Source organism: Collimonas sp. PA-H2, assembly GCF_002564105.1.
Taxonomy (GTDB): Bacteria; Pseudomonadota; Gammaproteobacteria; order Burkholderiales; family Burkholderiaceae_D; genus Collimonas.
Genome location: NZ_PDBX01000001.1, coordinates 4,177,604 through 4,203,432 on the forward strand (window position 1 = coordinate 4,177,604; position 25,829 = coordinate 4,203,432).

Sequence of the window (25,829 nt, forward strand, 5' to 3'; positions counted from 1 at the left end):
AAGCGAAGGACGGCATTCATGAACCAGAACAGCAAGGAGACAAATATGATGCAAGCAAGCAGCAATATCACGGCCGAGACCATCGGCAAACGCGAGCAATTGCGCGGTGTGCTGCGCACGGTCGGCATGCTGCCGGTGCTGCTGTTGCTGGTGCTCGGTTTCGCGCTGATGAGCGAAAACTTCTTTACCGTGCAGAACTTGTCGATCATTACCCAGCAAGCCTCGGTGAATATCGTGCTGGCCGCCGGCATGACTTTCGTGATCCTGACTGCCGGCATCGATCTCTCGGTAGGCGCGATCCTGGCGGCTTCGGCGGTAGTGGCGATGCTGGCTTCGCTGTCGCCGCAGTTCGGCATGCTGGGGATTGCCGCCGGCGTCGGCTTCGGCCTGCTGCTGGGCTTGACTAACGGCGTCCTGATCGCCTTCATGCGGCTGCCGCCGTTCATCGTCACGCTCGGCGCCCTGACCGCCATGCGCGGCCTGGCGCGCCTGCTGGCGGACGACAAGACGGTGTTCAACCCGGACCTGCCGTTCGCCTTCATCGGCAACGATTCGCTGCTGGGCGTGCCCTGGCTGGTGATCATCGCGCTGGTGGTGGTGGCGCTGTCCTGGTTCATCCTGCGCCGCACCGTGATTGGCGTGCAGATCTATGCGGTAGGCGGCAACCATGAAGCGGCGCGGCTGTCCGGCATCAAGGTATGGAAGGTGCTGCTGTTCGTGTATGCGGTGTCCGGCCTGCTGGCCGGCCTCGGCGCCGTCATGACGGCTTCGCGCCTGTCCGCCGCCAACGGCTTGCAGCTGGGGCAGTCTTATGAACTGGATGCGATTGCGGCGGTGATCCTCGGCGGCACCAGCTTTACCGGCGGCGTCGGCTCCATAGTCGGCACCCTGATCGGCGCCCTGATCATCGCCGTCCTGACCAACGGCCTGGTGCTGCTGGGCGTTTCCGATATCTGGCAATACATCATCAAGGGCATCGTGATCATCGGCGCGGTGGCGCTGGACCGCTACCGGCAGTCGGGCGCACGGACTTAATCAGATCGATACACCACCGGGGACGGCAAGCTGGTCGTTGTCCCCGGATTTCCATATGACCGGCAACAGGAGATCAAGCATGATGAAAAAATTCGCTCTAGCCGCAATACTGCCGCTGACACTGGCTTTGACTGTCTCTGGCGTAGTGCAGGCGCGTGAACTGAAAGCAGTGGGCATCACCGTCGGTTCGCTCGGCAATCCGTATTTTGTGACGCTGGCCAATGGCGCCAAGGCCAAGGCACAGCAGATCAACCCGAACGTCAAGGTCACCGCGGTGTCGGCCGACTATGACCTGAGCAAGCAGTTTACCCAGATCGATAACTTCATTTCAGCCGGAGTCGACCTGATCCTGCTCAACGCTACCGATCCGGTGGCCATCGAGCCAGCCATCAAGAAAGCACAGAAGGCCGGTATCGTGGTGGTGGCGGTGGATGTGGGCGCCAAAGGCGTCGATGCGACGGTGCAGACTGATAATGAGCAGGCTGGCCGGCTGGCTTGCAAGTACTTGGTCGACAAGCTGGGCGGCAAGGGCAATGTGATCATCCAGAACGGGCCGCAGGTGACGGCCGTGACCGACCGCGTCAAAGGCTGCAAAGCCGTATTCGCCGCCGCTCCCGGCATCAAGATATTGTCCGATGACCAGGATGGCAAGGGTTCGCGCGAAGGCGGCCTGAACGCCATGCAAGGCTACCTGACGCGCTTCCCGAAAATCGACGGCCTGTTCACCATCAACGATCCGCAAGCGATCGGCAGCGATCTCGCCGCCAGGCAGCTCAAGCGCAGCGGCATCATCATCACCTCAGTCGACGGTGCGCCGGATATCGAAGCCGCGCTGAAGTCGGGCCCCTCGATCCAGGCCTCTGCCAGCCAGGACCCATGGGCCCAGGCGCAGGATGCAGTGGCCATCGGCTACGACATCCTGAACGGCAAGCGTCCCGCCAAGCCGGTGGTTTTGCTGGCGCCGGTGCTGATTACTCATGATAATGTCGCTAGCTACAAAGGCTGGTCCAGCCCGCGTTGATGTAAAAATGGCGGTTGCCGGAGCGGGATTGCCGGCAGCCGCCGGTCTAAAGAGGGGGAGAATAATTGGCTACGATGGATGATGTCGCAAGAATCGCGAAGGTGTCGACTTCGACGGTTTCGCATGTCTTGAACGGCACCCGCAAGGTGCGGCCGGCGACGGTGCGCGCGGTGGAGGCGGCGATCCAGGCGCTGGGTTACATACCCAACACGCTGGCGCGCTCGCTGGCGCGCTCCACTTCGAACACCATCGGCGTCGCCATTTCGGCTCTCTCCAATCACTATTTCAGCGAAACCGTGCACGCCATCGAAACCGAATGCGCCAAGCACGGCATCATGATGCTGTATGTCGATACCCGCGACGATCCGGAACAGGAACTGCGCGCGGTCAAGGCGCTGCATCACCGCCGCGTGGACGGCATCCTGCTGGCGCCGTCCGCCGATCCGCAGCACCTGGCGCTGGAATACCTGCGCGCCAACGATATTCCGGCGGTGCTGGTCGACCGCCTGATTGCGCAGGGTTTCGACCAGGTCGGCGTGGAAAACAAGAAATCCTCGCAGCAACTGGTCAGCCACCTGATCGAGCACGGCCATCGCCGCATCGCCCTGATCGCCGGCCGCGCCGGCCTCACCACCACCGACGAACGGATCGATGGCTACCGCGCCGCGCTGGCTGCCGCCGGCCTGCCGTTTGACGCAGCGCTGCTGGTGAACGGCGAATCCAGCAGCGAACCGGCGCGCAGCGCCACCCGCCATTTGCTGACGCTGGCGGAACCGCCGACCGCCATCATGGCCGCCAACAACCTGATGACCATCGGCGCCATGCACGCGCTGCGCGACGCCAGGATCGATGTGCCGGAACAGATCGCGCTGGTCGGCTTCGACGATTTCGACTGGGCCGATTTCTTCGTGCCGCGCCTGACCGTGATGGCGCAGCCGGTCAAGGAGCTGGGCATGCGCGCCGTCAAACTGCTGATGAAGCGGATCGAAGAGCCGGACGGCAAGAAGCAGACAGTGCGGCTGGCACCGACGCTGCGGGTCCGCAATTCATGCGGCTGTCTTTGAACACTATTTCACCGGAAAGCAACATCTATGGGTAGTCCCATCTCACTCGGGATTGATCTCGGCACGTCGGAACTGAAAGCCGTGCTGCTGGACGAATGCGGCACGGTGCTGGCGCATGCCGGCGCCAGGCTGAGCATCTCGCGGCCGCAGGCCGGCTGGTCCGAACAGGATCCGGAAAATTGGTGGCAAGCCTGCATCTCGGCCTTGCAGCAATTGCGGCAATCTCAGCCGCAGGCTTATGCCCGGGTCTGCTGCATCGGCCTGTCCGGCCAGATGCATGGCGCGGTATTGCTGGACCAGGCGGACCGGGTGCTGCGCCCGGCCATCCTGTGGGACGATTCGCGCGCCATCGTCCAGGCGCAATGGCTGCAGCAGCGGCATCCCGAATTTGCGGCGGTTACCGGCAGTTTGCCGATGGCCGGCCTGACGGCGCCCAAGCTGCTGTGGCTGCGGCAGTATGAGCCGCAAGCATTCAGCGAGATTTCCTGCATCCTGTCGCCCAAGGATTACTTGCGCCTGCGCCTCACCGGCGAACGCATCAGCGATGTCTCCGACGCCGCCGGCACGCTCTGGCTGGATGTGGAAAAACGCGATTGGTTTGAGCCGATGGCGCAGGCTTGCGGCTTGCAGTTGAAGCAGCTGCCGCGGCTGGTGGAAGGTTCCGCGGTCTCGGCCGGCCTCAGCGCCGCCGCGGCGCGGCAGCTTGGACTGCACGAACAATTGCCGGTAGCCGGCGGTGGCGGCGACAATCCGGTATCCGCTGTCGGTATCGGCGCCATAGCCGCCGGCCATGGCTTCATCACGCTGGGCACCAGCGCCGCCATCGTCGCCATTACCGATCATGCCGCCGGCAACCCGGCCAGCGCGGTCCACAGTTTTTGCCATGCGCTGCCGGAGCGCTGGTACACCATGGGGGCGATGCTGGCCGGCGCCAGCTGCCTGCGCTGGGCCGCCGGCCTGCTGGGGCAGCCGAATGAACAAGCTTTGCTGCAACTGGTGCAAGCCGGCTTGCCGCAGACGCAGCCGGTGGCCGCCGGCGTTCCTTTGTTCCTGCCGTATCTGGCCGGCGAGCGCACGCCGCATAACGATCCCTTGCTGCGCGGCGGCTTCATGAACCTGGGTTACGACAGCTCGCCGGCGATGCTCGGCTATGCGGTGCTGGAGGGCGTCGGCTTCGGCTTGCTGGATGCGCTGCATGCGGTGCAATCGGCCGGAGCGGTGGTCGGCGCTTGCGCGCTGGTCGGCGGCGGCGCCCGCAGCAACTATTGGGCGCAATTGCTATCCAACATCCTCGACCGCGAAATCCATACTCTGGCGGGCAGCGAGCTGAGCGCTTGCATAGGCGCCGCCAAGCTGGGTTTCCTGGCGTCCGGGCGCGGCGCCGATTTGCTGCAAAACGGCATGCCGGTGAAAGAGCGCTTCCTGCCGGTTACCGCACAACAGCCGATGTTGCAAGAGCGCTATCAGAAATTCCGTGGACTGTTGGGAGCGGCGCAAGCCCTGCACGATTGATTTTTAAATATTTACAAGGAAAAGGCTTAGTCATGAATCAGCTGGAGCAATTGAAGCAATACACGACGGTAGTCGCCGACACAGGCAATTTCAAGCAGCTGGCGCAATTCAAGCCGCGCGACGCCACCACCAATCCTTCGCTGATCCTGAAGGCGGTCCAGCAAGCCGACTATGCACCCTTGCTGGCCGAGACCGTTACGGCCCACGCCGACAGTAAGCTGGATCAGATCGTCGACCAGGTGCTGGTGCGCTTCGGCCTGGAAATCCTGAAAGTGGTGCCGGGCCGGGTCTCCACCGAAGTCGATGCCCGTCTCAGTTTCGATACTGCCGCCACGGTGGCCCGTGCGCGCCGCATCATGGCGCTGTATGAAGCGGCCGGCATCGGCCGCGAGCGGGTGCTGATCAAGATTGCCTCGACCTGGGAAGGAATCCAGGCGGCGCGCATCCTGGAGCTGGACGGCATCCGCTGCAACCTGACCCTGCTGTTTTCCTTCTGCCAGGCGGTGGCTTGCGGCGACGCCAAGGTGCGCCTGATTTCGCCATTCGTCGGCCGCATCTACGACTGGTACAAGAAATCGGCCGGCGCGGCCTGGGACGAGTCGGCCAACACGCTGGCAAACGATCCAGGCGTCAAGTCGGTAGCGCAGATCTACAGCTACTACAAGCGCTTCGGCATAGAGACCGAAGTGATGGGCGCGAGCTTCCGCAACGTCGGCCAGATTGCCGCGCTGGCCGGCTGCGACCTGCTGACCATCAGCCCGGAACTGCTGGCGCAGCTGCAAGCCAGTGACGCCGCCTTGGCGCGCGCGCTGGACCAGGATGCCGCTGCCGGCGCCGATCTGCAGGCAGTCAGCTACAACGAAGCGGAATTCCGCTACGCCCTGAATGAGGATGCGATGGCGACGGAAAAACTGGCGGAGGGGATACGCGGCTTTGCCGCCGATGCGATCAAGCTCGACAAGATCATCGAAGGCTTGATCGCATCAGCGCACAAGTAATCGCACAAGTAAATGAGGCGACAGGCGCTCAGGCCGCCGTGTCGTCTTTCAATACCCGCTGGCGCCAGCGCCAGTTGAGCAGCCCGAGGGCCAGCACGGCGTGCAGCAGGGCGACGCCGAGCATGGTCCAGGCGCTGCCGAGATGCAGCGGCATGAAAAATATCGCCAGTCCCTTCAATCCCAGCACGCGCGCCAGGAACGGCAGCAAGCCGTTGATCACCGCCAGGTACAGGATGGTGGTGGCGCCGGCGCGTTTGCCTTTGCTGGAAAAGGCAAAGAACAGATAGACGCAGCTGTCGCGCAGCAGCATCAGGGCCAGCGTCACGGCCAGCAAGGGGCTGTAGGCGAAGCTCGGCGGCAGCTCGAACGGCGGCGTCTGGCCGTTGCTGAGCAGGAGCAGCAGGGCAAAGCAACAGCTCAACAGCAGCGTGCTGGGCCAGATCGGCAGGCTGCGCAAGAAGCCTTGCCAGTTGCCGGCTTCAATGCGGGCAACGATCCTTTGCCAGAGCGCGATATCGTTTTCTTCCGTGAACAAGGCGGCATAAGTCATCGCCATGGCCAGCAGCAGGCCTATCCACAGCAGGCCGACGCCGTCGGCGAAGCCGGCCAGGTAAGCGGCTAGCAGGCAGCAGCCGAGCGGCCAGGCCCAGGGCATGGTGCTGATCTGCAGCGCGCTGTTCATGCTGCGCCAGGCGGCGAAGACGGCCAGGGCGGCCAGGAACACCATGCTGCCCAGCAGGAAAGGGCCGTAGGAAAAGGCCGTGCCCCACCACTGGATGGTGGTGTCGAGGCGGGAACGGAACGGCGGCGCGAACATGACCGCGATCACCACCACTGCCCAGGCGATGCCGCCGCGCTGCACGGCGCGTATGTCGCTGCGCATCAGGTGCAGGTTGAGGGCGATGGTGGCGGCATGCATCAGGATGCCAAGCGCCACCAGCGTCAGGCCGGCGCTCAAGGTCATGCTGCGTTCGCCGGCAATTGCCGTGACTGCAAACGCCGCCAGGCAGATGATTCCGCCATACCAGTTGAAGGCGGTGGCGCCAAACAATTTACCCCAGGTCATGGTCCATGGATCGAGCGCGCTCATGCGCTGCTGGTCCCAGGTCTTGTCGCGGATCTCATCGATCACGGCATTGCTGGCGCTGCGCGTGCCCCACAGGCAGACTATGCCGGCGAACAGGATCAGCGCCACGCTGTCGAGCGCAACGCCACCGGGAAGATTGGCCGCGGCGATGCTGAGCGTGAAGAAAATCAGCCCGAGGATGGCCGGCATGGCGATCAGCCGGTGCAGGGAAAACTGCAGCCACAGGTTACGCTTGAATTCAGGATTGATCACGATGCGCTCCCGGCTTTGCTTGGATTGTTGGTTTGTCCATTTTCGTAAGTCGCTACTGAACGCAGATAGGATTGCTGCAGGTTTTCCTTTTGATCGGCCAGGCCGCAGACCGGCAGCCCGGCGCTGACCAGGCGCGCCAACAGGGCCGCCTGGGCATGCTCGTCGCCGCTGAAATTGAAGTCGGCGCTGCGTTCATCGCTGGCGCTGACTTGCAGCGCCGGCTCGGCCGCCAGTTGCGCTTGCAAGCGGGGGTCCGGCTGCGCCAGCGTCAGCCGCAGCGAGCGTTGCGGAGATTGTCCCAACCCCGGCTGGCTGCCGTTATGGAGCAGGGCGCGGTATTCCAGCACCCGCCCTTCGCGCAGCGCCAGCATGTGGGTGGAGTATTCGTCCAGCTCGGCCAGGATATGCGAGGACACCAGCAGCGTCATGCCCTTGGCTTGCAGCTGGCGGAACAGGCCGGCCAGGCTGGCGCGCGCTTCCGGATCGAGGCCGGAAGCGGGCTCGTCCAGCAGCAGGATCTTCGGCCCATGGATGATGGCCTGACCGATGGCGACCCGCTGGCGCAGGCCGCGCGATAGTTTGTCGCAGGTCTGCTGCAGGCGGTCGCTCAGTCCCAGCTGGCGTGCGGTGGTCTGGATCGCCTGCGGGATGTCCGGCGCCGGCAAACCTTGCGCCGCCGCCGCATATTCAAAGCATTGGGCCACGGTCAGCGCCTGGTAAAGGCCGTAGAAATCGGACAGGTAGCCCATGATCCTATGCACTGCACGCGGCTGTTCCAGCACATCCATGCCGGCCACGCTGATGGAGCCGGCGAGCGGGGTTTCGAGGCCGGCGATGCAGCGCATCAGCGTGGTTTTGCCGGCGCCGTTGGAGCCGACCAGCGCGGTGACGCTGCCGGCTTCAACTTCCAGGCTGACCTGGTGCAGCGCGCGGTGGCCGGGATAGTCGAAGGTAAGACCAGAGATTTTTATCATGAGAATCGATCTTCAAGAGACAGTGTGGACATGATAGCAATGTAAGTTGGCAATAATAAAGCAATCCGCGCTTAAAGCTGCAAATTGCGCCCGGCAACATGCTGTATCAATAGGCTGCCAGCTGTTACCAAATGATTCACCTGCCGCATTGGCATGGCAACTCCGGTTAAATACGCGTTTTGATCTCTAGGAGACTGCAATGCACGGAAAGCCGCTGGTATCAACCTTGAAGCTTGTTTCAATGGCCGTCATGGCGAGCCTGAGCCTGGGGCTGACGGCCCCTGCGCTGGCGTCGCCGGTGATGGATTTTCGCACTGAAGATCTATTGTCGGTAGCCGACGGCCTGAAGGACGATCTGCACCTGAACCCGAATCAGCAAACCTTGTGGCGCCAGCTGGAGGGAAAATCGCGCGGGATCATCAACGAGCGCGAAAAACGGCAGCACCTGATCCAGGCGAACATGGCGAACGGCTTGAATAATCCGGCGCTCGACCTGCGCCAGCTGTCGGCCGCGATCGATGCGGAATCGGCCTTGTCAGACCAGGACGGGCGCCAGTTGCGCGAGCTGTGGCTGACCATGAACGATGCGCTCGACGACCAGCAGCGGCAGACGACGAGGGCTTTCCTGGCGGACCGGCTGCAACGTGTCGACGTAGCGTCCTGCGACCGCAGTTCGGCGGCGCCCAAGGATAAATCGTCCGGCAAGGGACGCGGCAAGGGCATGGGCGGAGGAGGCATGGGCGGCGGCATGGGTGGCGGCGGTTCGGCTATGGGCGGCGGTTTGTAATGTCATGTGAAATTATTGAACGTCATTTTTTGTAAGGATGTTTTTTCAGTCGGCGGCATTTAACAAAAATTTGCAAATTGCCATGCTTTGACCGCCTCGCATCCGTATTTTCTCCTCTAGAATGTTTGCAGCCGCTCTGGCTGATGTCTATCAATGCATCGTCGATCTGATCGATGGCTTATCTAGTGGATGGTGGAATGCGGTTAAAACGGATTAGTGGTTTGCTGGTGCTGTGCGCGGTAATGGGATTGAGTGCTTGCAGTTCGGTACTGACAGAAGGCAGTTCCGCCGCGGCCGGCGTCGCCGGCACCGCGCTGGCTGGCAAGGTGACCAACAATGCTGCGATGGCGACCGGCATCGGTCTCGGTGTGCAGGCGGCGGCACGCGCAGGCTTGCAATATGAGCAGCGCAAGATACACGGCGAAGAGCAGGACAGCATCGCCAAGGCCGCCGGCGAACTGGCGGTTGGCGCAGTCGGCAAATGGCAGATCAAGCATTCCTTGCCAATTGAAGACAATGAACGCGGCAGGGTCACGGTGAGCCGTGTCATCAGCAGTGAAGGCATGAGCTGCAAGGAAATCGTGTTTTCGGTCGATGGCCTGGTGGGTCAGATCAACACGCCGGACAGCGAATTTTATGTAGCGACCATCTGTCGCGCCGGCCAGGGCTGGAAATGGGCCTCGGCCGAACCCGCAACCGAGCGTTGGGGAGCTTTGCAGTGATGCCGCTGTCGCGTTCACCGCGTAGCGCTATGGTCGGCGCGGTCGTGCTGCTGACAGCGCTGGCGCTCAGCGGCTGCAACAGCATCGGCGGCTTTGCCGGCGCTGCCGCCGGCGTCGCCAGCGGCGCCGTCACTTCCAATCCGGCGGTCGGCTACGCCGTCGGCATCGGCGTCCAGGCGGCCACCGACGCCACTACCAAATACATTTTCCGCAATTGGCAAAAGGGAGAACAGGACGAGATCGCCGCCGTCGTCGGCAACCTCGATGTCGGCCACGCCAGCCGCTGGGCGATCGTGCACCAGATCCCCTACGCCAACGAACATGGCGAAGTGCGAGTGGTGCGCCTGATCGATACGCCGCTGGCCTTGTGCAAGGAAGTCATCATGTCGGTCGACAGCGGCGAGGGCGATCAGCTCAAGCGCGGCTGGTACACCGGCAGCGCCTGCCGCAGCAACGATATCTGGCGCTGGGCGGTGGCTGAACCGGCGGTTGAGCGCTGGGGCAGCTTGCAATAACTCGGCGCGGCAACAGCGCCTGAAAAATTTGATTGTCACCTGTGTGACAGTGATTAAATTGGAATGTATAGTGTGATACCCGGCGCATGCGATCCTGCTAGTCTCATGGAGATTTTTTTCTGGATGGCCGATACGAAACTGCTTCTTATCGCTGATATGGACCAGGGCAGCGGGATTTTCCTCTCATTCTTTTCCGGATCAAAAATGACCAAACCTTCGAAGACCCCGCTGCAGGTCGTCCAGGCGCAGCTCGACGCCTACAACGCTAAAGACATCGACGCCTTGTTGCTGGCCTACGCGCCGGACGCCGAGCAGTACACGCTGCATGGCGAACTGCTGGCGCGAGGGCAGGAGCAGATGCGCCAGCGTTTCCTCGCCAGGTTCGCTGAGCCGGATCTGCAAGCCCGTCTCATCAATCGCACCAGCATGGCAAACGTCGTGGTCGACTACGAGCTGGTCACGCGCAATTTTCCTGAAGGCGTCGGCACGGTCGAGATGATCTGCGTGTACGAAGTGGCCAACGAGCGGATCCAGAAGGCTTCCTTCGCCGTTGGCGAAACCAGGTTGAACGCCCGTCCTTGAACCCGGGTTAGCGCTGCATCCATCTGGATGCTGGCGGCAAGTGCGGAGCACAAATGCTGAACGGATTAAACCATCTGACGCTGGCGGTAAGCGATCTTGCCCGCGGTGTGCATTTTTACCAGTCAACGCTGGGCATGCGCCTGCATGCCCACTGGGACCACGGCGCCTATCTGTCGGCGGGCGAGCTCTGGCTATGCTTGTCGTTCGATCCGAATCGGGCTAGTATCTCCGGCGCCGACTATACCCACTATGCATTTACGGTGGAGCAGGGCGCCTTTGCGGATTTTGTCACGGCCATGCGCGCAGCCGGCGTAGTCGAGTGGAAGGACAATCGCAGCGAGGGCGCGTCCTTTTACTTTCTCGATCCCGACGGCCATCAGCTGGAAGCGCATGTCGGCGACCTGGCCAGCCGCTTGCGCGCCTGCCGCGACCGGCCCTATGCAGGCATGCAGTTCTTCGATTGACGCTGTTGCCAGTACCCGGCGTTTGAGCGCAAGCGCCACCCGCCATTCTAGTTTCCCCGCCTGTTTTCCAATTCCCTAGCCACTCCGCATTCCGCCTGCGCATTGCAGTCAGTTAGCGCTACTCCGAATCCTGACCGCGCCGCCCGCCAGCCTCTCGCGACAGATCCGCAGAGACAATTGGTTACAAATTATTACTGATCAGCATGACCCTTTTTCCTGTCTCGGCGGGCATCCCAGATAAGAGCCTCGCAAATCACGCGCCAGCTTGAGTATTTTTCGTCGTCATTCGAAACACACACCGGAGTTGATATGAAAATATTCATCAATATTCTATGCCTGGCGGTTTGCGCTCCGCTTTCCGCCTATGCCTCGCTGGGCGGAGACACCGCTTCGATCGCCGCCGATCAAAGCAAGCTGAAAGGAAGCACCACCAACAGCCAGCAAAGGAAGTCCGCAGCCGCGGCCAGTAGCGAACAGGGCGCGCAGGCGGATGTCTCGGGCGTCGCCAAAGCGCCATTTTCGGTGGATGAATTCACCACCGGCGGCGGTGTGGTGGTGCGCGAATACTCGGCCGGCGGCCAGGTGTTCGGCATCGCCTGGAGGGGGCCCCACATGCCCGACCTGCATCAACTGCTCGGCAATGACAACTATCAAATGGCGAAAAAATCCGAAGCCGCGCGCCAGCAAGGAACCGCGCGCAACGCCGGCCGCCGCGGCAATTCGCACATAGAGACTGCCGGCCTGGTGATCCACTCCAGCCGCCGCCCCGGGCTGCTGGGAGGGCAAGCCTACCTGTCGGCAAAGCTGCCGCAGGGCGTATCCGCCAGCGATATCCAATAAGAGGAGAATCCTATGAAAAAATTACTGATCCCCGTCTTGTTAAGCATCAGCGCCATGGCGCCGGCATTGTCCCAGGCAAAATCCAGCGTCAAACCGCCTGCCGCCGCGGTCGCCGGCAACTCGGTGCCTATGACGATTGATGCCGGTCCGCCCATCCTGGCGTCGAGCCAGGGCGGCAGCATGAACATTCCTTCGATTTCAGTGAAGATCTGCGCGCCGGGCAGCACCACCAACTGCCAGACCGTCGACCACATCACGGTTGATACCGGCTCCTCCGGCCTGCACATCGTCTCGTCCGTGCTCAACAGCCGTCTGGCGAGCGCGCTGGCGACCAAGACCACCGCTTCAGGCAAGCTGATTGCCGAGTGTGAAGGCTATGTCAGCAGCTTTGTATGGGGTTCAGTGAAAACCGCGGACATCACCATCGGCAGCGAAACGGCAAAGAAGGTGCCGCTGCAGCTGATCGGCGACAGCGATTCCAAATTCCAGACCATTCCTGACGACTGCACCAATTCATCGCTGGGCGGCCAGAACGACACGGTGGCGCTGTACGGCTCCAACGGCCTGATCGGCGTCAGCGCCATCCCGGCGGACAGCGGCTTGTACTTCGCTTGCGATGCCAGCGGCTGCGCAGCGAACACGGTGCATGACAGCAGCCTGCGCAATGTCCTGCCCAACGTCGTGACGCTGTTCGCCAAGGATAACAATGGCGTTGTGCTGGAGTTGCCGTCGGTTCCCGCGGGCGGTGCGCCGTCTGTCACAGGCAGCCTGACTTTTGGCATCGGCACCCAGACCAATAACGGCCTGGGCAGCGCCACCGTGTTTCCGCTGGACCCGTCCGGCGATTTGCTCAACACAGTGTACAAGAACAGCAAACGCACCTTCTCTTACATCGACAGCGGCACCAACGCCTGGAATTTCTATGACAAATCGCTGAAGGTTTGCCAGAGCGGCTATTGCCCTGATCCGGCCGTATCTGAAACCGCCACCATGAATGCCTACGGCGGCAAGGTCACGACCAAGGTCAGTTTCAGCATCGCAGACAGTTCAGCGTTTGCCGCAGCGAACTATGTGTACAACAATTACGGCTTTGGCGATAACAGCAGTGCTGATGACCTGGCGACCTTCGGTTATGGCTTGCCGTTCTTCCTGGGCCGCAAAATCTTTGTCGGCATCGCCGGCGCCAAGGCAACCGATGCCAAGGGCAAGGTGATCAGCGGGCCGTTCAATGCCTTTTGAAGAAAACTGAGCCGATCATGAGGTCTCCGGCGGATCATTTGCATCCGCCGGAGACCTTGCGATTTGCACCCATCTTTCGACAGTACGGAAGGCGTTTGGCCGTGTGGCATAGGCGTGTTGTATTTGCAACAGCTGATTGTATTTAATTATTCTCTCGCAAGTTTTTTTCTGCCATTTTCAGTTATATTTGCGTGGCAAAAAAATAATTAACCAGGGGGAATACATGTTTAGAAGCATCATGACCATGATGGCGCTTGCCATTGGTCTGGCCGGTTGCGCCGGTCCGCAATACATTCCATTAAGCCAGGAAAACGCCAAGAAGATCCAAAGCGTCAACGCCCGTAGCCTGGTGGTTCAGGACGAAGTGATCGCTAGGGCCGACCCTTCGACCGTTTCCGCCGCTCTCGGCGGAGGATTGATTCCAGCGCTGATCGATGCATCCGTGACAAATGCAAGGCAAACGCGTTTGCAGGCGGCGATGGACGCAATGTACGAATCTCTGGAGGATTACGATTTTCGTACGATTTATTGGCCGGAGCTGACACGGCAACTGCATGAACAGTATCCGTTCAAAGTGATCAATGTCGTGACGACGGCGCGCGCGATGCCAGCCAAAGATGTTCTGCAGCAGGTCCAGAATCTGAAGGATGGCGAAGCCGAACTGTTCATTTCGACCGATTATTATCTGTCGACGGACCTGCGTTCATTGAACATCATTACGGCTTCCAGTTTGTGGACCAAGGGTGCGCAGCAGCCGGTCTATAAAAATTTCCTGAAGTATCAGTCGGCCGCGTTGGGAGGCGGCGGAGAGCAATCCGCGAAAGCCTGGGCTGCCGACGGCGGCAAGCCTTTTTTTGACAAATTGAAAGAGGGCATCGACGAGACGCTGGCCATGCTGTCGATCGACGTCAAGGAAAATGCTCCAGCTTCGGCCAAGGCTGACAAGATGGATGTCAAATTCAATTTCGGCGAGAATGCATCGGCCAATCAGAAAACCGTCAAGGGCACGCTCGTGGACAAGCGAGGCGAACGCGTCATCATTCGCGACGCCGCCGGCAGCCTGTATTCACTTTTGCCTTGATTAGGAGACCACCCGATGAAAAAGATCACTTGCATCGCGCTCATGTTCGCCGCCTTGGCGACCCAATCCGCCCTGGCTGCCGAAGGCGAACGGCAGCCTTTGAGCATGAACTATGACTCTGTCGCTGCCGATGTACGCCCTGTTCCGGTAGCGCATGCCTGCATGCTCAAGGTGCTTCCTGTTGTCGATGAACGTTTGAACAAGGACACCCTGGGAGTCAATCTCACCAATCCCCTGATCAGCGGCGATGCTGCCGGCTGGGCCACTGCAGGCCTGCAGAATCTGAGCGACTTCGGCTTTCTGATCGAGAAAACCGGCGTCACGGACGGGCAAGCCCGCATCACGCTGTCGCCGAAGATTATCCGTGCGTATACCTGGCAAGTCGGCTTGAAGCTGTTCGGTACGGTCGTGATTAAAATGGATTACACGCGGCCCGACGGCAAGGTTGAAAGCAAGACATACCGTGCATCCGGCGACAAGACCAATATGTGGGGAGCGGATGCCGAATACGTTACTACCCTCAACTACGCACTGAACAATTTGTTGAGGAAGGTTGCCGTCGATCTGGATAAGCAATGCGGCCTGACTACTTGATTTGACAGATTTTCATCCGCGTCAAAAAACCCGTTAACCTGTGTTGACGGGTTTTTTTAGGTTCTTCACGGATTATCGGGAAGTAATCTAGAAATGGGAAAGCGGTGAAGTAAGTTTAAACTTGTTGTGCGACCAACAGTTTCTACCCAACCCCACCGCTTTCAATGACGGATAATAATCTTGACCTCCCATTCTGGGAAGGCTTTCGCGTCTGGAATTTTGACCGACGCGACGACGGCACTTGGATCAGCCTTGTGCCCACTGACGGCGCGCCAATGATTTGCTCCGGCTGTGAGCAATCTTGTTCCCAAGTTCACGAGACCTCATACGTGACATGCCGATGCTCGGCGATTCTGTGTGGCTGCAGGTGAATCTTCGGCGGCTGCGCTGCGATTCCTGTGGCACACGCACCGAGCGTGTGAAGTGGCTGGATCGGCACGCACGCATTACTCAGCGTCTGGCCCAATTCGTTGGTCTATGGTGCGAGAAGCTACCTGCGGCTCACGTCTGCAAGCTGTCCGGGCTGCACTGGGAAACGGTGCGCAAGATCGACCGACAACGCCTGGAGGGTAAATTGGCTGAGCTGCCTGACGCCCAGCCAACCAGGCTAGTGATGGATGAATTCGCGCTGTTCAAAGGACATCGCTATGCCACGGTTGTCCTCGATGCCGACACGCGCCGCGTTCTCTGGGTTGGCGAGGGTCGTAGCAGAGAGGCAATTCGCGTGTTCTGTGAATGGCTAGGGCCGGCGCGTTGCGCCGATATAAAGGCAGTGGCCATGGACATGAATACGGCTTTCGACCTCGAAGTCCAGCTGCATTGCCCGCAAGCCAGAGTGGTCTACGACCTGTTTCATGTGATTGCCAAATACGGTCGGGAGGTGATCGACAGGGTGCGCGTGGACGAGGCCAATCGCCTTAAAGGCGATCTCCCTATGAGGCGTGTCGTCAAGCGCGCCCGATGGCTGTTGTTGCGCAATCGCAGCAACGTGCCGTCCGAGCAGCAGCCGAAATTGGACGAACTGCTAGCTGCAAACAAAGCATTGATGACGGTCTACATTATGAAGGCCAGTCTGAAGGAACTATGGCAGGCCACTAGCGCTTGGCATTGGCGCAACGCCTGGCGCGCCTGGCTAAAGATGGCCCATGACAGTAGCATCGAGCCGCTACAGAAATTTGCCAAAAAGCTCAAAATCTACTGGCGTGGAATCCTAGCCAGGGTACGCTGGCCGATGCACACAGGGCAGCTCGAAGGAATTAACAATCGCATCAAAGTGATGAAGCGCATGGCATACGGATACCGGGATAGCGCCTTCTTCTTCCTGAAGATTAAAGCCGCCTATCCCGGTAATCCGTGAAGAACCTTTTTTTATGCATGGGATCTCAGGGAAGTCCGGGCTGGACCTGTCTTTGCTGCAATGTCGTCAGCCGCCCAGATACGCTTCCAGCACCTTTGGATTGTTCAGCAGATTGACGCCGCTGTCGGCCAGCACGATCTTGCCGTTTTCCAGCACATAACCGTGCTGGGCAATCCGCAATGCCTGGCGGACGTTCTGTTCCACCAGCAGTATCGTCAACCCGGTGCGGTTGATTTCTTCGACGATGCGGAAAATTTCCTGTACCAGCAGCGGCGCCAGTCCCATCGACGGTTCGTCCAGCAGCAGCACGCGCGGCTTGGCCATCAGGGCGCGGCCGATGGCCAGCATCTGCTGCTCGCCGCCTGACAGGTTGCCGGCCAGGCCGTCCTTGCGCCGCTGCAGCACCGGGAACAGGGAATACACCCAGTCCAGGTCGCGGGCGATATTTTCCTTGTCCTTGCGGGTGTATGCGCCCAGCGCCAGGTTTTCGGCGATGCTGAGCGTGGTAAGCGTGGCGCGGCCTTCGGCGACCTGTACCACGCCGCTCTGGACGATCTTGTGCGGCGACAGCCGGGTCAGGTCTTGCTGGCCGAGCAGCACCTGCCCGCGCTGCGACTTGAGCAAGCCCGAAATGGCCAGCAGGGCGGTGCTTTTGCCGGCGCCGTTGGCGCCCACCAGCGCGGTGATCTCGCCTTCGTTGAGGACCATATCGATGCCCTTGACCGCTTCGATATGGCCGTAGGAAACCGCCAGGTCTTGCACCTGCAGGATCGGCGCTCGGGTGTTGGTTGCTGTAGCCGTCATTCGCTGTCTTCCTTGCCCAGGTAGGCTTCAATCACTTCCTGGTTATTCTTGATCTCGTCCGGGCTGCCTTCGGCGATGATGCGGCCGAAGTTGAGCACCGCGATGCGGTCGCACAAGCCCATCACGAAACGCATGTCATGCTCGATCATGAAGATGCTGAAGCCGCGCTGCTTGATGTTCAGGATTTCCGTCATCAGTTCGGTTTTTTCGGCGGGATTCATGCCGGCCACCGGTTCGTCCAGCAGCAACAGTTTCGGCTTGGTCGCCAGCGCCCGGGCGAACTCCAGCTTGCGCTGTTCGCCGTAAGACAGGCTGTCGGCCAGCATCTGCGCCTTGTGGTCCAGGCGCACCCAGGACAGCAGTTCCAGCGCCCGTTCGCGCGCCTGCGCTTCGATCCTGCGGTAGCCGCCCAGGTTCAGCAGCACGCTGCCGAAGCTGTAGTCCATGTGGTCGTGCATGCCGACCACGACGTTTTCCAGCAGGGTCATTTCCTTGAACACGCGGATATTCTGGAAAGTGCGGGCGATGCCGCGCTCGGTGATCTTGTGCGGCGCGACCTTGCCGATATCCTGGCCGTCGAACTCGATGGCGCCGCCGGAAGCACGCAGCAAGCCGGTGATCAGGTTGAAGACGGTGGTCTTGCCGGCGCCGTTGGGACCGATGAGGCCGAAGATGCCGCCTTGCGGTACATCGAAATTGACGGCTTGCAGCACCTGCAGGCCGCCGAAGTTCTTGCTGATGTTCTTGAGTTGTAGCATTAGATGCGTCCTCCAGCTTGCGGCTTGCGCTGGGAAAAAGCACGGATCCGGCGCGGATTCCAGATGCCTTTCGGCAGATACAGGATCACCAGCACCAGGATCAGGCCGTTGACCACCGAACGATAGCTGTTGAAGTCGCGCAGCGCTTCCGGCAGCAGGGTCAGCAGCATGCCGCCCAGGGTCGGGCCGACCAGGCTGCCGGTGCCGCCGAACACCGCCATCGTCAGGATCTCGACGGCGTTTTCGAAAGCGTAGTTGCCGGGCCCGATGGTGAAGGTGTAGTGGGCATTGAGACCGCCGGCGACACCGGCGATGGCGGCGCCGACGACGAACGCCAGCAGCTTGTAACCGGCGACATTGACGCCCATCAGGCGCGCCGCCACTTCGTCTTCCTTGATGGCTTCGAAGGCGCGGCCGATTTTGGAGCGGCGCATGCGCGCCAGGATGTAGAGCGTCAACGCCAGCAGCAGCACGATATGCCACCACTCGGTCTTCAAAGGGATGCCGTTGAGGCCGAGCGGGCCGCCGGTGATGTCCATGTTGAGCACCACTACCCGCACCACCTCGCCAAAGCCGAGGGTGGCCATCGCCAGGTAGACGCCGGACAGGCGCAGGGTGGGGATGCCGATGATCAGCGCCACCAGCGCCGGCAGTGCGCCGCCGGCCGCCAGCGCCACCGGGAACGGCAAGCCGGTCTGCATGCTGATCAGCGCTGCGGCATAGGCGCCGATGCCCATGAAGGCGGCATTCGCCAGCGACAGCAAGCCGCACGAGAGGGTGACGTAGATCGACAGCGCCAGCATGGCGTTGACGCCGAGGCTGAAAATCACGGTGTTATAGGTCGACCAGAAACCGTCCCACCAGTCCATGAAGCCGGCCGCGCCGATGGTTGTAAGCAGTTCGGTCATGTCAGGCCTTCCTTTCCAGCACTTTGCCGAACATCCCGGAAGGCTTGACCAGCAAGATCAGGAACAGCAGGCCGAAGCCGACGGCGTCGCGGAAATCGCTGGAGATATAGGCTACGGTCAGCACTTCGGCAAAACCGAGGAACAGGCCGGCGATCATGGCGCCGCGGATGTCGCCCATGCCGCCCAGGATGATCACGGCGATACCCTTGTGCAGCATCGGCTGGCCCATGAATGGCGTGATGGCGTTGAAGGAAAGGCCGACCAGCACGCCGGCCGCGCCGCCGAGGGCGGCAGCTGCGAACGAGGTCAGGTAGAACAGGCCTTCGACATTGATGCCGAGCAGGTAGGCCGCTTTCGGCGATTCGGCGATGGCGCGCAGGGCGCGGCCCAGCTGGGTGCGGCGCATGACCGCCAGCAGCACCAGCATCAGGAGGAAGGAAATCACGACGATGCCGATCTGCACCGCAGTGACATGCAGATTGCCCCAGTTGTAGCTTTCTTCTGGAATGGTGCCGACCGGGAAACGCTTGTTTTCAGCGCCGAACAAACCTTGCGCCAGACTGGTCAGGATGGTGGCGACACCGATAGTCGCGATCATCGGCGCCAGGTGCGGCGCGTTGCGCGCGCGCAGCGGCCGCAGCACCAGATAGTCGACTGCCAGGCCGAGCAGTCCGGAGGCCAGCATCGCGGCCAGCATCGCCAGCCATAGCGGCAATGCGAAATGTTCAATCAGCAGCAGGGCGGCGTAGCTGCCCAGCATGAAGATGGCGCCGTGCGAAAGATTGATCACGCCCAGCACGCCGAAAACCAGCGTGAAGCCCAGCGCAAACAGCGCATAGACGCTGCCCAGCGAGAGGGCGTTGATGAGTTGTTGTTCAAGCATGAGGGTTTTTCTAAAAATCAGCCACAAAATCAGTTAAGTGGGGTCAGAGTTTTTTTACGACAGTTTTATCGTCGTAAATTACTCTGACCCCACTTAACGGGCTACGGAGTACAGTTCTCCGTGGTTGGTGCAGTATTCTTTCTCCGGGCGCCGTCAATAGGGGACAGAGTAGTTCGTCGCGCTGCGGCGACTCACAAACTCTGTCCCCTATTGACTACGTTATTTCAACAAGATGAACTTACCACCCTTGGCAATATTCACAATCGCTTCCTGCTGCGCATCGTAGCCGACTTCCTTGCCGGTGACGGCCGGGGCTTTGCGGAAGGCGAACTTGCCGGTGGCGCCTTCAATCGTCACCGCAGGCAAGGCTTGCTGCAGGGCGATGCGGTCCTTGTCGATGGCGCCGCTCAGCTTGATCTTCTTCAGCGCATCGGCCACCACGTGCAGAGCATCGTAAGCTTGCGCCGCGAACTGGTCCGGATCGCTGCCGAACTTGGCCTTGTAGGCGGCCATGAATGCCTTGTTGGCCGGCGTCAGGTTTTCCGAAGACCATGGGCTGCCCATGATGGTGTCGTCGCCGGCTCCCTTGGCGATGTCGAACAGCTTCGGCGAGTTGAGGCCGTTGCCGCCGATGAAGGGCTGCTTCATGCCCAGCGCGCGGGTTTGCAGGATGATGTTGGCGGCTTCTTCGGTCAGGCAGGAGCAGACGATGGCGTCCGGATTGGAAGCTTTGATCTTGGTCAGCTGCGCCTTGAAGTCGACGTCGCCCTTGGCATAGGCTTCGGTGGTGGTGACCGGAATCTTCTGGTCGGCCAGGGTGCCCTTGAAGACGTCGTAGCCGCTCTTGGTGAAAGCATCGTCGTTGCCATAGATGATGGCGACTTTCTTGATGCCGAAATGCTTGACTGCGGCACGGGTGGTGACCGGCAGGACGTCGGCTTCCATGACTGAATTACGGAAGGTGAACGGACCCATGGCGGTGATGCCGTCGGCGGTGTTGCTGGTGCCGAAGGCGACGACCTTGGCGGCATTGGCGATCGGGTCGGCGGCGAAAGCCGAGTTGGACAGGGTCGGGCCGAACACCAGCAGCGCCTTGTCCTTGAAAATCAGTTTCTTGAAGACGTTGATGGCTTCTTCTTTCTTGCCCTGTTCGTCTTCGATGATCAGTTGCAGCTTGTTGCCGTTGACGCCGCCGGCAGCGTTGACTTCGTCGGCGGCCAGCGTAAAGCCGTTCTTGATGGCGACGCCGTATTTGGCGGCGGGGCCGGTCAGGGCAGCGGCCAGGCCAAGCTTGACGTCGGCGGCGTGGGCGGCGCTGCTCAGGCCGGCGGCCAGCATCAGCAATGGCAGCGATTTCAATATGGTTTTGAATTGCATTAGATGTCCTCCAATAGACCGTTTTTCTTAGCGATACGAGCGCACGGCGCAATGGCGCTGTGCAGCACGAAATCGGCAGCGTTTTTATTTCGGCGCGCGCAAAGGCACACCGAAGGTGAGCAAAGTATAAGGGATTTTCGGTCAGAAATTCCTGGCACACAAACTACTCACGAGCCAGGTAAAAAACGGGTGTTTTACGCGGGGGATGCGGCGACTTTTGGTCGGCTTTGGAGAGGTATTGCGTGTTTTTCGGCAATTATACCCGGCGTTTCTCAATTCTGCTGACGCCGCTCATGCCAAATCGGCATGGCGGGAAGCATTGCGCTTCCCGCCATATTCATCGGTCCTGCCGCTTGAATCAGCCTAACTGCTGGCGCAAATGCTGGATCGCCAGGCGCACCTGGCGCGGCGCGGTGCCGCCTATATGGTCGCGCGCGGCGACCGAACCTTCCAGCGTCAGCACCTGGAAAATGTCGTCTTCGATCAAAGGCGAGAAAGCGCGCAGCTGTTCCAGCGACAGATCGCTCAGGTCGCAGCCCTGGTCGACGCAGCTGCGCACGGCATGCGCCACGGCTTCGTGGGCGTCGCGGAAAGGCAGGCCCTTCTTGACCAGGTAGTCGGCCAGGTCGGTGGCGGTGGCGTAGCCTTGCAGGGCGGCGGCGCGCATCGCTTCCGGCTTGACCGTGATGCCGCGCGCCATGTCGGCGAAGATGCGCAGCGTATCGGTGATCGTGTCGACGGTGTCGAACAGCGGTTCCTTGTCTTCCTGGTTATCCTTGTTGTAGGCCAGCGGCTGGCCCTTCATCAGGGTCAGCAAGGCAATCAGATGGCCGTTGACTCTGCCGGTCTTGCCGCGCGCCAGTTCCGGCACGTCGGGATTTTTCTTTTGCGGCATGATCGAGGAGCCGGTGCAGAAGCGGTCAGCGATATCGATGAAGCCGATGCGCGGGCTCATCCAGATCACCAGTTCTTCCGACATGCGCGAGACGTGGGTCATCACCAGCGCCGCTGCGGCGCAGAATTCGATGGCGAAGTCGCGGTCCGAGACGGCATCCAGCGAATTGCGGCAGACGTCGTCGAAACCCAGTGTTTTCGCTACGCGTTCACGATCGATAGGGAAAGTGGTGCCGGCCAGGGCGGCGGCGCCCAGCGGCAGGCGGTTGACGCGCTTGCGGCAATCCTGCATGCGCTCGGCGTCGCGGCCGAACATTTCGACGTAGGCCAGCACGTGATGGCCGAAAGTGATCGGTTGCGCCACCTGCATATGGGTGAAGCCGGGCAGGATGGTGTCGGCGTGCTGTTCCGCCAAGTCCAGCAGCGCCAGGCGCAGTTCGCGCAGCAGGCCGCTGATGTCGTCGATGGCGCCGCGCAGGTAGAGGCGGATGTCGGTGGCGACCTGGTCGTTGCGCGAACGGCCGGTATGCAAGCGTTTGCCGGCATCGCCGACCAGTTCGGTCAGGCGCTTCTCGATGTTGAGATGGACGTCTTCCAGGTCCAGCAGCCATTCGAACTTGCCGCTCGCGATTTCGCCCTGGATCTGGGTCATGCCTTTCTGGATCGAGGCGTAATCGTCGGCGCTGATGATCTTTTGATATGCCAGCATCTCGGCATGTGCCAGCGAGCCCTGGATATCGACCTCGGCCAGGCGCTTGTCGAAAAATACCGACGCCGTGTAACGTTTGACCAGATCAGAGACCGGTTCGGAGAAACGAGCCGACCAAGCTTCGCCTTTTTTGGAGAGTTGTGCTGTCATAATTGAGGTTTGAATCGCGCGTGAGAGTAAGAAGTGAAGTAAGCAGTGAGCAGGCAAGGAATTATGCGATTATAAATCACTACCCTCGCACTGCCCCCGAAAACCGGCTGCGCCTGCTTGATACAGGCATTTTACCCTGCGATATAGGCCTCATAACCAAGCTATGATTGTTTTTATGTTAACCGATACCAGCGCCTATGCTTTCTGATCAGACCGTCGATAGTTCGCTGGCGCAGCAACCCGGCGCACTGGTGATTCCCGACGGCTGCAACCTGGGCGTGGTGTTTCGCGCGCTGATCGCGGTGAACCTGGCCGTCATGGCGGCGGTCCTGCTGCGCAGCGACGGACTGATTGCGGCGATCAACAGTTTTGTCGAATCGGCAATGCTGGTCGAGCCGGCCTGTTTCCTGTCGCTGTCGGTATTGTGTGGTTTGCATCGGATTGCCCACCATTTTTCTTTTGTAGTGCAGCGGATCTTGTGCGCGCTGGCGCCGGCGCTGGTGACGATGGCGGTGATCTGGCTGCTGTCGGGCTTCGACTGGTTCCTGAACGGTTTTTCCCATCTCAACGCCGCCGGCGGCGTCTTGCGCGCGGCGCTGGTGGCGGCCTTGTTCGGCATCGGCCTGCAGCATTATTTCGAATTGCGTGCGCGCGCCTTTTCACCGGTGCTGGTGGAGGCACGCCTGCAAGCCTTGCAGGCGCGGATCCGGCCGCATTTCCTGTTCAACAGCCTCAACGCGGTGTTGTCGCTGATCCGCAGCGAGCCGCGCCGGGCCGAGGCGGCGCTGGAAGACCTGGCCGACCTGATCCGCGTGCTGATGCGCGACGGCCGCGCCATGACCACGCTGGAAAAGGAAATCCGCCTGTGCCGCCAATATCTGTCGATAGAAAAAATACGCCTGGGCGATCGCCTGCGGGTGCAATGGGAACGCGAAGGCATCAGCGACGAGGTGGTGTACCGGGCGCAGATCCCGACTCTGCTGTTGCAGCCGCTGATAGAAAATGCGGTCCATTACGGCGTCGAGCCGAGCACCGAACCGGCCCTGATCCACATCAAGCTCAGCCATTCGCTGGAGCGGATCGAGATCGTCATCACCAATCCCTACAATCCGTATAGCGGCAAGGGCGTCGCCGCGCTGCCGGAGGGTAACCAGATGGCGCTGGAAAATATCCGCGAGCGGCTGGCGCTGCTGTACGACGTCGAGGCGCAGCTGACCACCAGCACCACGCTGGGGCAGTTTCAGGTGCGCGCCAGCTTCCCGTATGTGAAAGCGGCTCTGGCCAAAGCGCCCACGGGCTGAGAAAAATCCACATCCACGAAAGACACGGACAAAAATTTTTTCGTGGCTTTCGTGTTTTTCGTGGACAATGTTTTCTTGTGAAAACATCTGCCCCATCCGTTAATCATAATAATCCGTCATGATCCCTCGTATTTTCATTGTCGACGACGAAGCGCCCGCGCGCGCCAGGTTGAGCACGCTGCTGTCCGATATCGTCGCCGATTGTCCGCATTACCTGGTCGGCGAAGCCGCCCATGCGCAAGCTGCATTGGAAGGGATTGCCGCCACCGCGCCGGATCTGGTGCTGCTGGATGTGCAGATGCCCGGCATGAGCGGCCTGCAGCTGGCCGAGCAGTTGGCGAGCAAGGCGGATGCAGCCAAGGCCGAGGCGCCCCTGATCATCTTCGTGACCGCCTATGATGACTACGCCTTGAATGCATTCGAGGTGCAAGCCTTCGACTATCTGGTCAAGCCGGTGCGCGCTGCACGGCTGGCGCAGGCCATCGCGCGCGCCAGCCGCCTGCGCCAGCCGCCGCAGCCGGCCGCAGCGAGCGGCGCAGAAGCAACAGCGGCATTGCCGCGCCAGCATTTCGCGGTGCAGGAGCGCGGCCGCATGTCGCTGGTACCGATGGGCGAGGTGCTGTATCTGAAGGCGGAGCTGAAGTACGTCACGCTGCGCACCAAGAGCAAGGAATACCTGATCGAAGATTCACTGGTGTCCATCGAAGAAGAACTGGCGGCGCACTTTGTGCGGGTGCATCGCAACGCGCTGGTGGCGCGCAACGCCATCATCGGCGTCGAACGCGGCATCCACATGCCGGACGGCGAGGGCGATGCCGACAAACCGCAGGAAGTCTGGCAAGTCATTTTGCGCGATATCGATCACCGCTTGCCGATTTCAAGACGGCAATGGGCGGTGATAAAGGCGCTTGTCCGCTAGCTTGCCGCTACTGCAGGGTGTGGCCGGTGTCGTATTGCCTGTTGATAGCCAGTGCCGCAGCGGCGGCCCGCGTTTCTACTCCCAGTTTCACGTAGATGTGTTCCAGATGTTTATTCACGGTGCGCGGACTCATGCCCAGAATTTCGGCAATGTCGCGATTGGTCTTGCCTTTGGAGACCCAGGCCAGGACGTCGGTTTCACGCGGCGTCAGGCGATAAGCCTCTAACTGCAATGCAGTCGGCAGGCTGAACGATTTTTCCTCCATCAGCAACGTCAATTCGGAACTCTGGGTATTCTGGGACAGATTGATGATGAGCTCGCCATCGTCGCCGGCAATCACCAAGGCCTGCGGTATCTGCTTTGTCTGGCGTAGCAACACCAGGTTCTGATTCAGCCAGAAATGCAATTGCTGCGGCAATTTAAGACTTTGAGGGGCGCTTCGCGGAAAATATTTTTCCAGCCAGAACGACGCTTTGCCGGTCTGCCACAATGGCTTGCCATCGGTCCCGAGCACGATAACGGCGTGTGCTGCGGCGTCGATCACGTCCCTGGCCTGCGACATCATGCGCGCTGTCCTGATATGTGCGGCGACGCGCGCCACTATTTCTTGCGGGCGGATCGGCTTGGTCACATAGTCTATGCCGCCGACCTGAAAGCCTTTTACCACGTGCTCGGTTTCGCTCAGGCCGGTCATGAACACCACCGGCACCTGGCTGGCGCTATCCAGCAATTTGATACGGCGGCAAGTTTCAAAGCCATCGAGGCCTGGCATCACCGCATCCAGCAGGATCAGATCGGGCGTAATGAAGGCCAGTCTTTCCAGCGCGCTGGCGCCGTCGGTCGCTACCAGCACGATATGGCCGCTCTCGTCCAGCGCGTCCGACAGCAGCGCCAGATTATCCGGGATGTCATCCACAATCAGCACCACCGGACGTGCCGTAAGCGGCCGTTGATGCTGGTTGGATGCGTGATTGAGATTGTCGTCCAAGATCTTCCTTTATG

The 25,829-nt window shown here is 60.6% G+C and carries 24 protein-coding genes and 2 pseudogenes; 17 read left to right on the forward strand and 9 right to left on the reverse strand.

All coding sequences use genetic code 11. The annotated features are described in order from the left end of the window. Positions 1-114 precede the first annotated feature (114 nt). The 5 genes and pseudogenes from BCF11_RS19190 to tal all read left to right on the forward strand — a co-directional run. A pseudogene (locus tag BCF11_RS19190) lies at positions 115-1,035 on the forward strand (ribose ABC transporter permease); the annotation flags it as partial. 79 nt (positions 1,036-1,114) lie between these two features. Next, positions 1,115-2,056 carry an ABC transporter substrate-binding protein gene (locus tag BCF11_RS19195; protein ID WP_233212542.1) on the forward strand — a complete coding sequence of 314 codons (942 nt, stop codon included), beginning with the start codon at positions 1,115-1,117 and terminating at the stop codon, positions 2,054-2,056. Positions 2,057-2,130: 74 nt separating this feature from the next. Beyond that, complete coding sequence (locus BCF11_RS19200) at positions 2,131-3,120, forward strand: LacI family DNA-binding transcriptional regulator (protein ID WP_233212692.1); 990 nt, start codon at positions 2,131-2,133, stop codon at positions 3,118-3,120. A gap of 39 nt (positions 3,121-3,159) precedes the next feature. After that, positions 3,160-4,632, forward strand: coding sequence for a xylulokinase (gene xylB, locus BCF11_RS19205; protein WP_369827862.1), 1,473 nt, complete (start codon positions 3,160-3,162; stop codon positions 4,630-4,632). Positions 4,633-4,664: 32 nt separating this feature from the next. Then, positions 4,665-5,630: a transaldolase gene (tal, locus tag BCF11_RS19210; protein ID WP_098496164.1), complete on the forward strand. Its 966-nt coding sequence runs from the start codon at positions 4,665-4,667 to the stop codon at positions 5,628-5,630. 28 nt (positions 5,631-5,658) lie between these two features. On the opposite strand, the gene BCF11_RS19215 is transcribed toward tal, so the two are convergent. Together BCF11_RS19215 and BCF11_RS19220 are read right to left on the reverse strand one after the other, a co-directional pair. Then, positions 5,659-6,969 (reverse strand): hypothetical protein, encoded by a 1,311-nt coding sequence (locus BCF11_RS19215; protein ID WP_098496165.1) that lies wholly within the window; start codon positions 6,967-6,969, stop codon positions 5,659-5,661. Further along, the gene (locus BCF11_RS19220; RefSeq protein ID WP_098496166.1) at positions 6,966-7,943 is read right to left on the reverse strand and encodes an ABC transporter ATP-binding protein; all 978 of its coding nucleotides are present in this window, start codon (positions 7,941-7,943) and stop codon (positions 6,966-6,968) included. Before BCF11_RS19220 ends, BCF11_RS19215 begins: the two co-directional genes overlap by 4 nt. 199 nt (positions 7,944-8,142) lie before the next feature. Between BCF11_RS19220 and BCF11_RS19225 the strand changes: the two genes are divergently transcribed. The 10 genes and pseudogenes from BCF11_RS19225 (at position 8,143) to BCF11_RS19270 (ending at position 16,124) form a co-directional block, all read left to right on the forward strand. Further along, positions 8,143-8,730: a hypothetical protein gene (locus tag BCF11_RS19225; protein WP_098496167.1), complete on the forward strand. Its 588-nt coding sequence runs from the start codon at positions 8,143-8,145 to the stop codon at positions 8,728-8,730. A 197-nt stretch (positions 8,731-8,927) separates the two neighbouring features. Continuing rightward, on the forward strand, positions 8,928-9,452 hold the full coding sequence (locus tag BCF11_RS19230) for a hypothetical protein (protein ID WP_233212543.1): 525 nt from the start codon (positions 8,928-8,930) through the stop codon (positions 9,450-9,452). Further along, positions 9,452-9,967: a hypothetical protein gene (locus tag BCF11_RS19235; protein WP_199111178.1), complete on the forward strand. Its 516-nt coding sequence runs from the start codon at positions 9,452-9,454 to the stop codon at positions 9,965-9,967. Before BCF11_RS19230 ends, BCF11_RS19235 begins: the two co-directional genes overlap by 1 nt. Positions 9,968-10,171: 204 nt before the next feature. Then, the gene (locus tag BCF11_RS19240) at positions 10,172-10,549 is read left to right on the forward strand and encodes a nuclear transport factor 2 family protein (protein ID WP_098497587.1); all 378 of its coding nucleotides are present in this window, start codon (positions 10,172-10,174) and stop codon (positions 10,547-10,549) included. A 53-nt stretch (positions 10,550-10,602) separates the two neighbouring features. Continuing rightward, positions 10,603-11,013, forward strand: coding sequence for a fosfomycin resistance glutathione transferase (fos, locus tag BCF11_RS19245; RefSeq protein ID WP_098496170.1), 411 nt, complete (start codon positions 10,603-10,605; stop codon positions 11,011-11,013). Between the two features lie 309 nt (positions 11,014-11,322). Further along, positions 11,323-11,853, forward strand: a complete 531-nt coding sequence (locus BCF11_RS19250) for a DUF2844 domain-containing protein (protein ID WP_098496171.1) — start codon at positions 11,323-11,325, stop codon at positions 11,851-11,853. 12 nt (positions 11,854-11,865) lie between these two features. Next, positions 11,866-13,092, forward strand: a complete 1,227-nt coding sequence (locus BCF11_RS19255) for a DUF3443 family protein (RefSeq protein ID WP_098496172.1) — start codon at positions 11,866-11,868, stop codon at positions 13,090-13,092. Between the two features lie 223 nt (positions 13,093-13,315). Beyond that, a complete protein-coding gene (locus BCF11_RS19260) occupies positions 13,316-14,173 on the forward strand; it encodes a hypothetical protein (protein ID WP_143751380.1) in 858 nt (285 codons plus the stop codon). 15 nt (positions 14,174-14,188) lie between these two features. Beyond that, complete coding sequence (locus tag BCF11_RS19265) at positions 14,189-14,767, forward strand: hypothetical protein (RefSeq protein WP_098496174.1); 579 nt, start codon at positions 14,189-14,191, stop codon at positions 14,765-14,767. A 164-nt stretch (positions 14,768-14,931) separates the two neighbouring features. Beyond that, positions 14,932-16,124: pseudogene (locus BCF11_RS19270) on the forward strand (ISL3 family transposase). Between the two features lie 66 nt (positions 16,125-16,190). Here the strand turns inward: BCF11_RS19270 and BCF11_RS19275 are convergent. From BCF11_RS19275 to argH, 6 genes are all read right to left on the reverse strand, one after another. Beyond that, positions 16,191-16,928, reverse strand: coding sequence for an ABC transporter ATP-binding protein (locus BCF11_RS19275; protein WP_098496175.1), 738 nt, complete (start codon positions 16,926-16,928; stop codon positions 16,191-16,193). Next, positions 16,925-17,686 carry an ABC transporter ATP-binding protein gene (locus BCF11_RS19280; RefSeq protein WP_098496176.1) on the reverse strand — a complete coding sequence of 254 codons (762 nt, stop codon included), beginning with the start codon at positions 17,684-17,686 and terminating at the stop codon, positions 16,925-16,927. Before BCF11_RS19280 ends, BCF11_RS19275 begins: the two co-directional genes overlap by 4 nt. After that, positions 17,686-18,555 (reverse strand): branched-chain amino acid ABC transporter permease, encoded by an 870-nt coding sequence (locus BCF11_RS19285; protein WP_199111180.1) that lies wholly within the window; start codon positions 18,553-18,555, stop codon positions 17,686-17,688. The genes BCF11_RS19280 and BCF11_RS19285 overlap by 1 nt, the downstream gene beginning before the upstream one ends. Positions 18,556-18,595: 40 nt before the next feature. Continuing rightward, the gene (locus BCF11_RS19290) at positions 18,596-19,477 is read right to left on the reverse strand and encodes a branched-chain amino acid ABC transporter permease (protein ID WP_098496178.1); all 882 of its coding nucleotides are present in this window, start codon (positions 19,475-19,477) and stop codon (positions 18,596-18,598) included. A 219-nt stretch (positions 19,478-19,696) separates the two neighbouring features. After that, complete coding sequence (locus tag BCF11_RS19295; RefSeq protein ID WP_098496179.1) at positions 19,697-20,854, reverse strand: ABC transporter substrate-binding protein; 1,158 nt, start codon at positions 20,852-20,854, stop codon at positions 19,697-19,699. A 358-nt stretch (positions 20,855-21,212) separates the two neighbouring features. Beyond that, positions 21,213-22,607, reverse strand: coding sequence for an argininosuccinate lyase (gene argH, locus BCF11_RS19300; protein WP_098496180.1), 1,395 nt, complete (start codon positions 22,605-22,607; stop codon positions 21,213-21,215). Positions 22,608-22,804: 197 nt separating this feature from the next. Here argH and BCF11_RS19305 point away from each other — a divergent pair, with 197 nt between their 5' ends. Both BCF11_RS19305 and BCF11_RS19310 read left to right on the forward strand, forming a co-directional pair. Further along, a complete protein-coding gene (locus tag BCF11_RS19305; protein WP_098496181.1) occupies positions 22,805-23,908 on the forward strand; it encodes a histidine kinase in 1,104 nt (367 codons plus the stop codon). A 118-nt stretch (positions 23,909-24,026) separates the two neighbouring features. Continuing rightward, complete coding sequence (locus BCF11_RS19310) at positions 24,027-24,827, forward strand: LytTR family DNA-binding domain-containing protein (protein ID WP_098496182.1); 801 nt, start codon at positions 24,027-24,029, stop codon at positions 24,825-24,827. 7 nt (positions 24,828-24,834) lie between these two features. Here the strand turns inward: BCF11_RS19310 and BCF11_RS19315 are convergent, their stop codons facing one another. Then, complete coding sequence (locus tag BCF11_RS19315) at positions 24,835-25,815, reverse strand: response regulator transcription factor (protein ID WP_233212545.1); 981 nt, start codon at positions 25,813-25,815, stop codon at positions 24,835-24,837. Positions 25,816-25,829: the final 14 nt, after the last annotated feature.

Bases quoted from the DNA above. Each gene is read 5' to 3' on its own strand.
- BCF11_RS19195 (WP_233212542.1), top strand. From the start codon at position 1,115: ATGATGAAAAAATTCGCTCTAGCCGCAATACTGCCGCTGACACTGGCT.
- argH (WP_098496180.1), bottom strand. From the start codon at position 22,607: ATGACAGCACAACTCTCCAAAAAAGGCGAAGCTTGGTCGGCTCGTTTC.
- BCF11_RS19220 (WP_098496166.1), bottom strand. From the start codon at position 7,943: ATGATAAAAATCTCTGGTCTTACCTTCGACTATCCCGGCCACCGCGCG.
- BCF11_RS19275 (WP_098496175.1), bottom strand. From the start codon at position 16,928: ATGACGGCTACAGCAACCAACACCCGAGCGCCGATCCTGCAGGTGCAA.
- BCF11_RS19265 (WP_098496174.1), top strand. From the start codon at position 14,189: ATGAAAAAGATCACTTGCATCGCGCTCATGTTCGCCGCCTTGGCGACC.
- tal (WP_098496164.1), top strand. From the start codon at position 4,665: ATGAATCAGCTGGAGCAATTGAAGCAATACACGACGGTAGTCGCCGAC.
- BCF11_RS19290 (WP_098496178.1), bottom strand. From the start codon at position 19,477: ATGCTTGAACAACAACTCATCAACGCCCTCTCGCTGGGCAGCGTCTAT.
- BCF11_RS19310 (WP_098496182.1), top strand. From the start codon at position 24,027: ATGATCCCTCGTATTTTCATTGTCGACGACGAAGCGCCCGCGCGCGCC.
- BCF11_RS19230 (WP_233212543.1), top strand. From the start codon at position 8,928: ATGCGGTTAAAACGGATTAGTGGTTTGCTGGTGCTGTGCGCGGTAATG.
- BCF11_RS19200 (WP_233212692.1), top strand. From the start codon at position 2,131: ATGGATGATGTCGCAAGAATCGCGAAGGTGTCGACTTCGACGGTTTCG.
- BCF11_RS19240 (WP_098497587.1), top strand. From the start codon at position 10,172: ATGACCAAACCTTCGAAGACCCCGCTGCAGGTCGTCCAGGCGCAGCTC.
- BCF11_RS19260 (WP_143751380.1), top strand. From the start codon at position 13,316: ATGTTTAGAAGCATCATGACCATGATGGCGCTTGCCATTGGTCTGGCC.
- BCF11_RS19285 (WP_199111180.1), bottom strand. From the start codon at position 18,555: ATGGACTGGTGGGACGGTTTCTGGTCGACCTATAACACCGTGATTTTC.
- BCF11_RS19255 (WP_098496172.1), top strand. From the start codon at position 11,866: ATGAAAAAATTACTGATCCCCGTCTTGTTAAGCATCAGCGCCATGGCG.
- BCF11_RS19250 (WP_098496171.1), top strand. From the start codon at position 11,323: ATGAAAATATTCATCAATATTCTATGCCTGGCGGTTTGCGCTCCGCTT.
- BCF11_RS19280 (WP_098496176.1), bottom strand. From the start codon at position 17,686: ATGCTACAACTCAAGAACATCAGCAAGAACTTCGGCGGCCTGCAGGTG.
- BCF11_RS19225 (WP_098496167.1), top strand. From the start codon at position 8,143: ATGCACGGAAAGCCGCTGGTATCAACCTTGAAGCTTGTTTCAATGGCC.
- BCF11_RS19295 (WP_098496179.1), bottom strand. From the start codon at position 20,854: ATGCAATTCAAAACCATATTGAAATCGCTGCCATTGCTGATGCTGGCC.
- fos (WP_098496170.1), top strand. From the start codon at position 10,603: ATGCTGAACGGATTAAACCATCTGACGCTGGCGGTAAGCGATCTTGCC.
- BCF11_RS19305 (WP_098496181.1), top strand. From the start codon at position 22,805: ATGCTTTCTGATCAGACCGTCGATAGTTCGCTGGCGCAGCAACCCGGC.
- BCF11_RS19235 (WP_199111178.1), top strand. From the start codon at position 9,452: ATGCCGCTGTCGCGTTCACCGCGTAGCGCTATGGTCGGCGCGGTCGTG.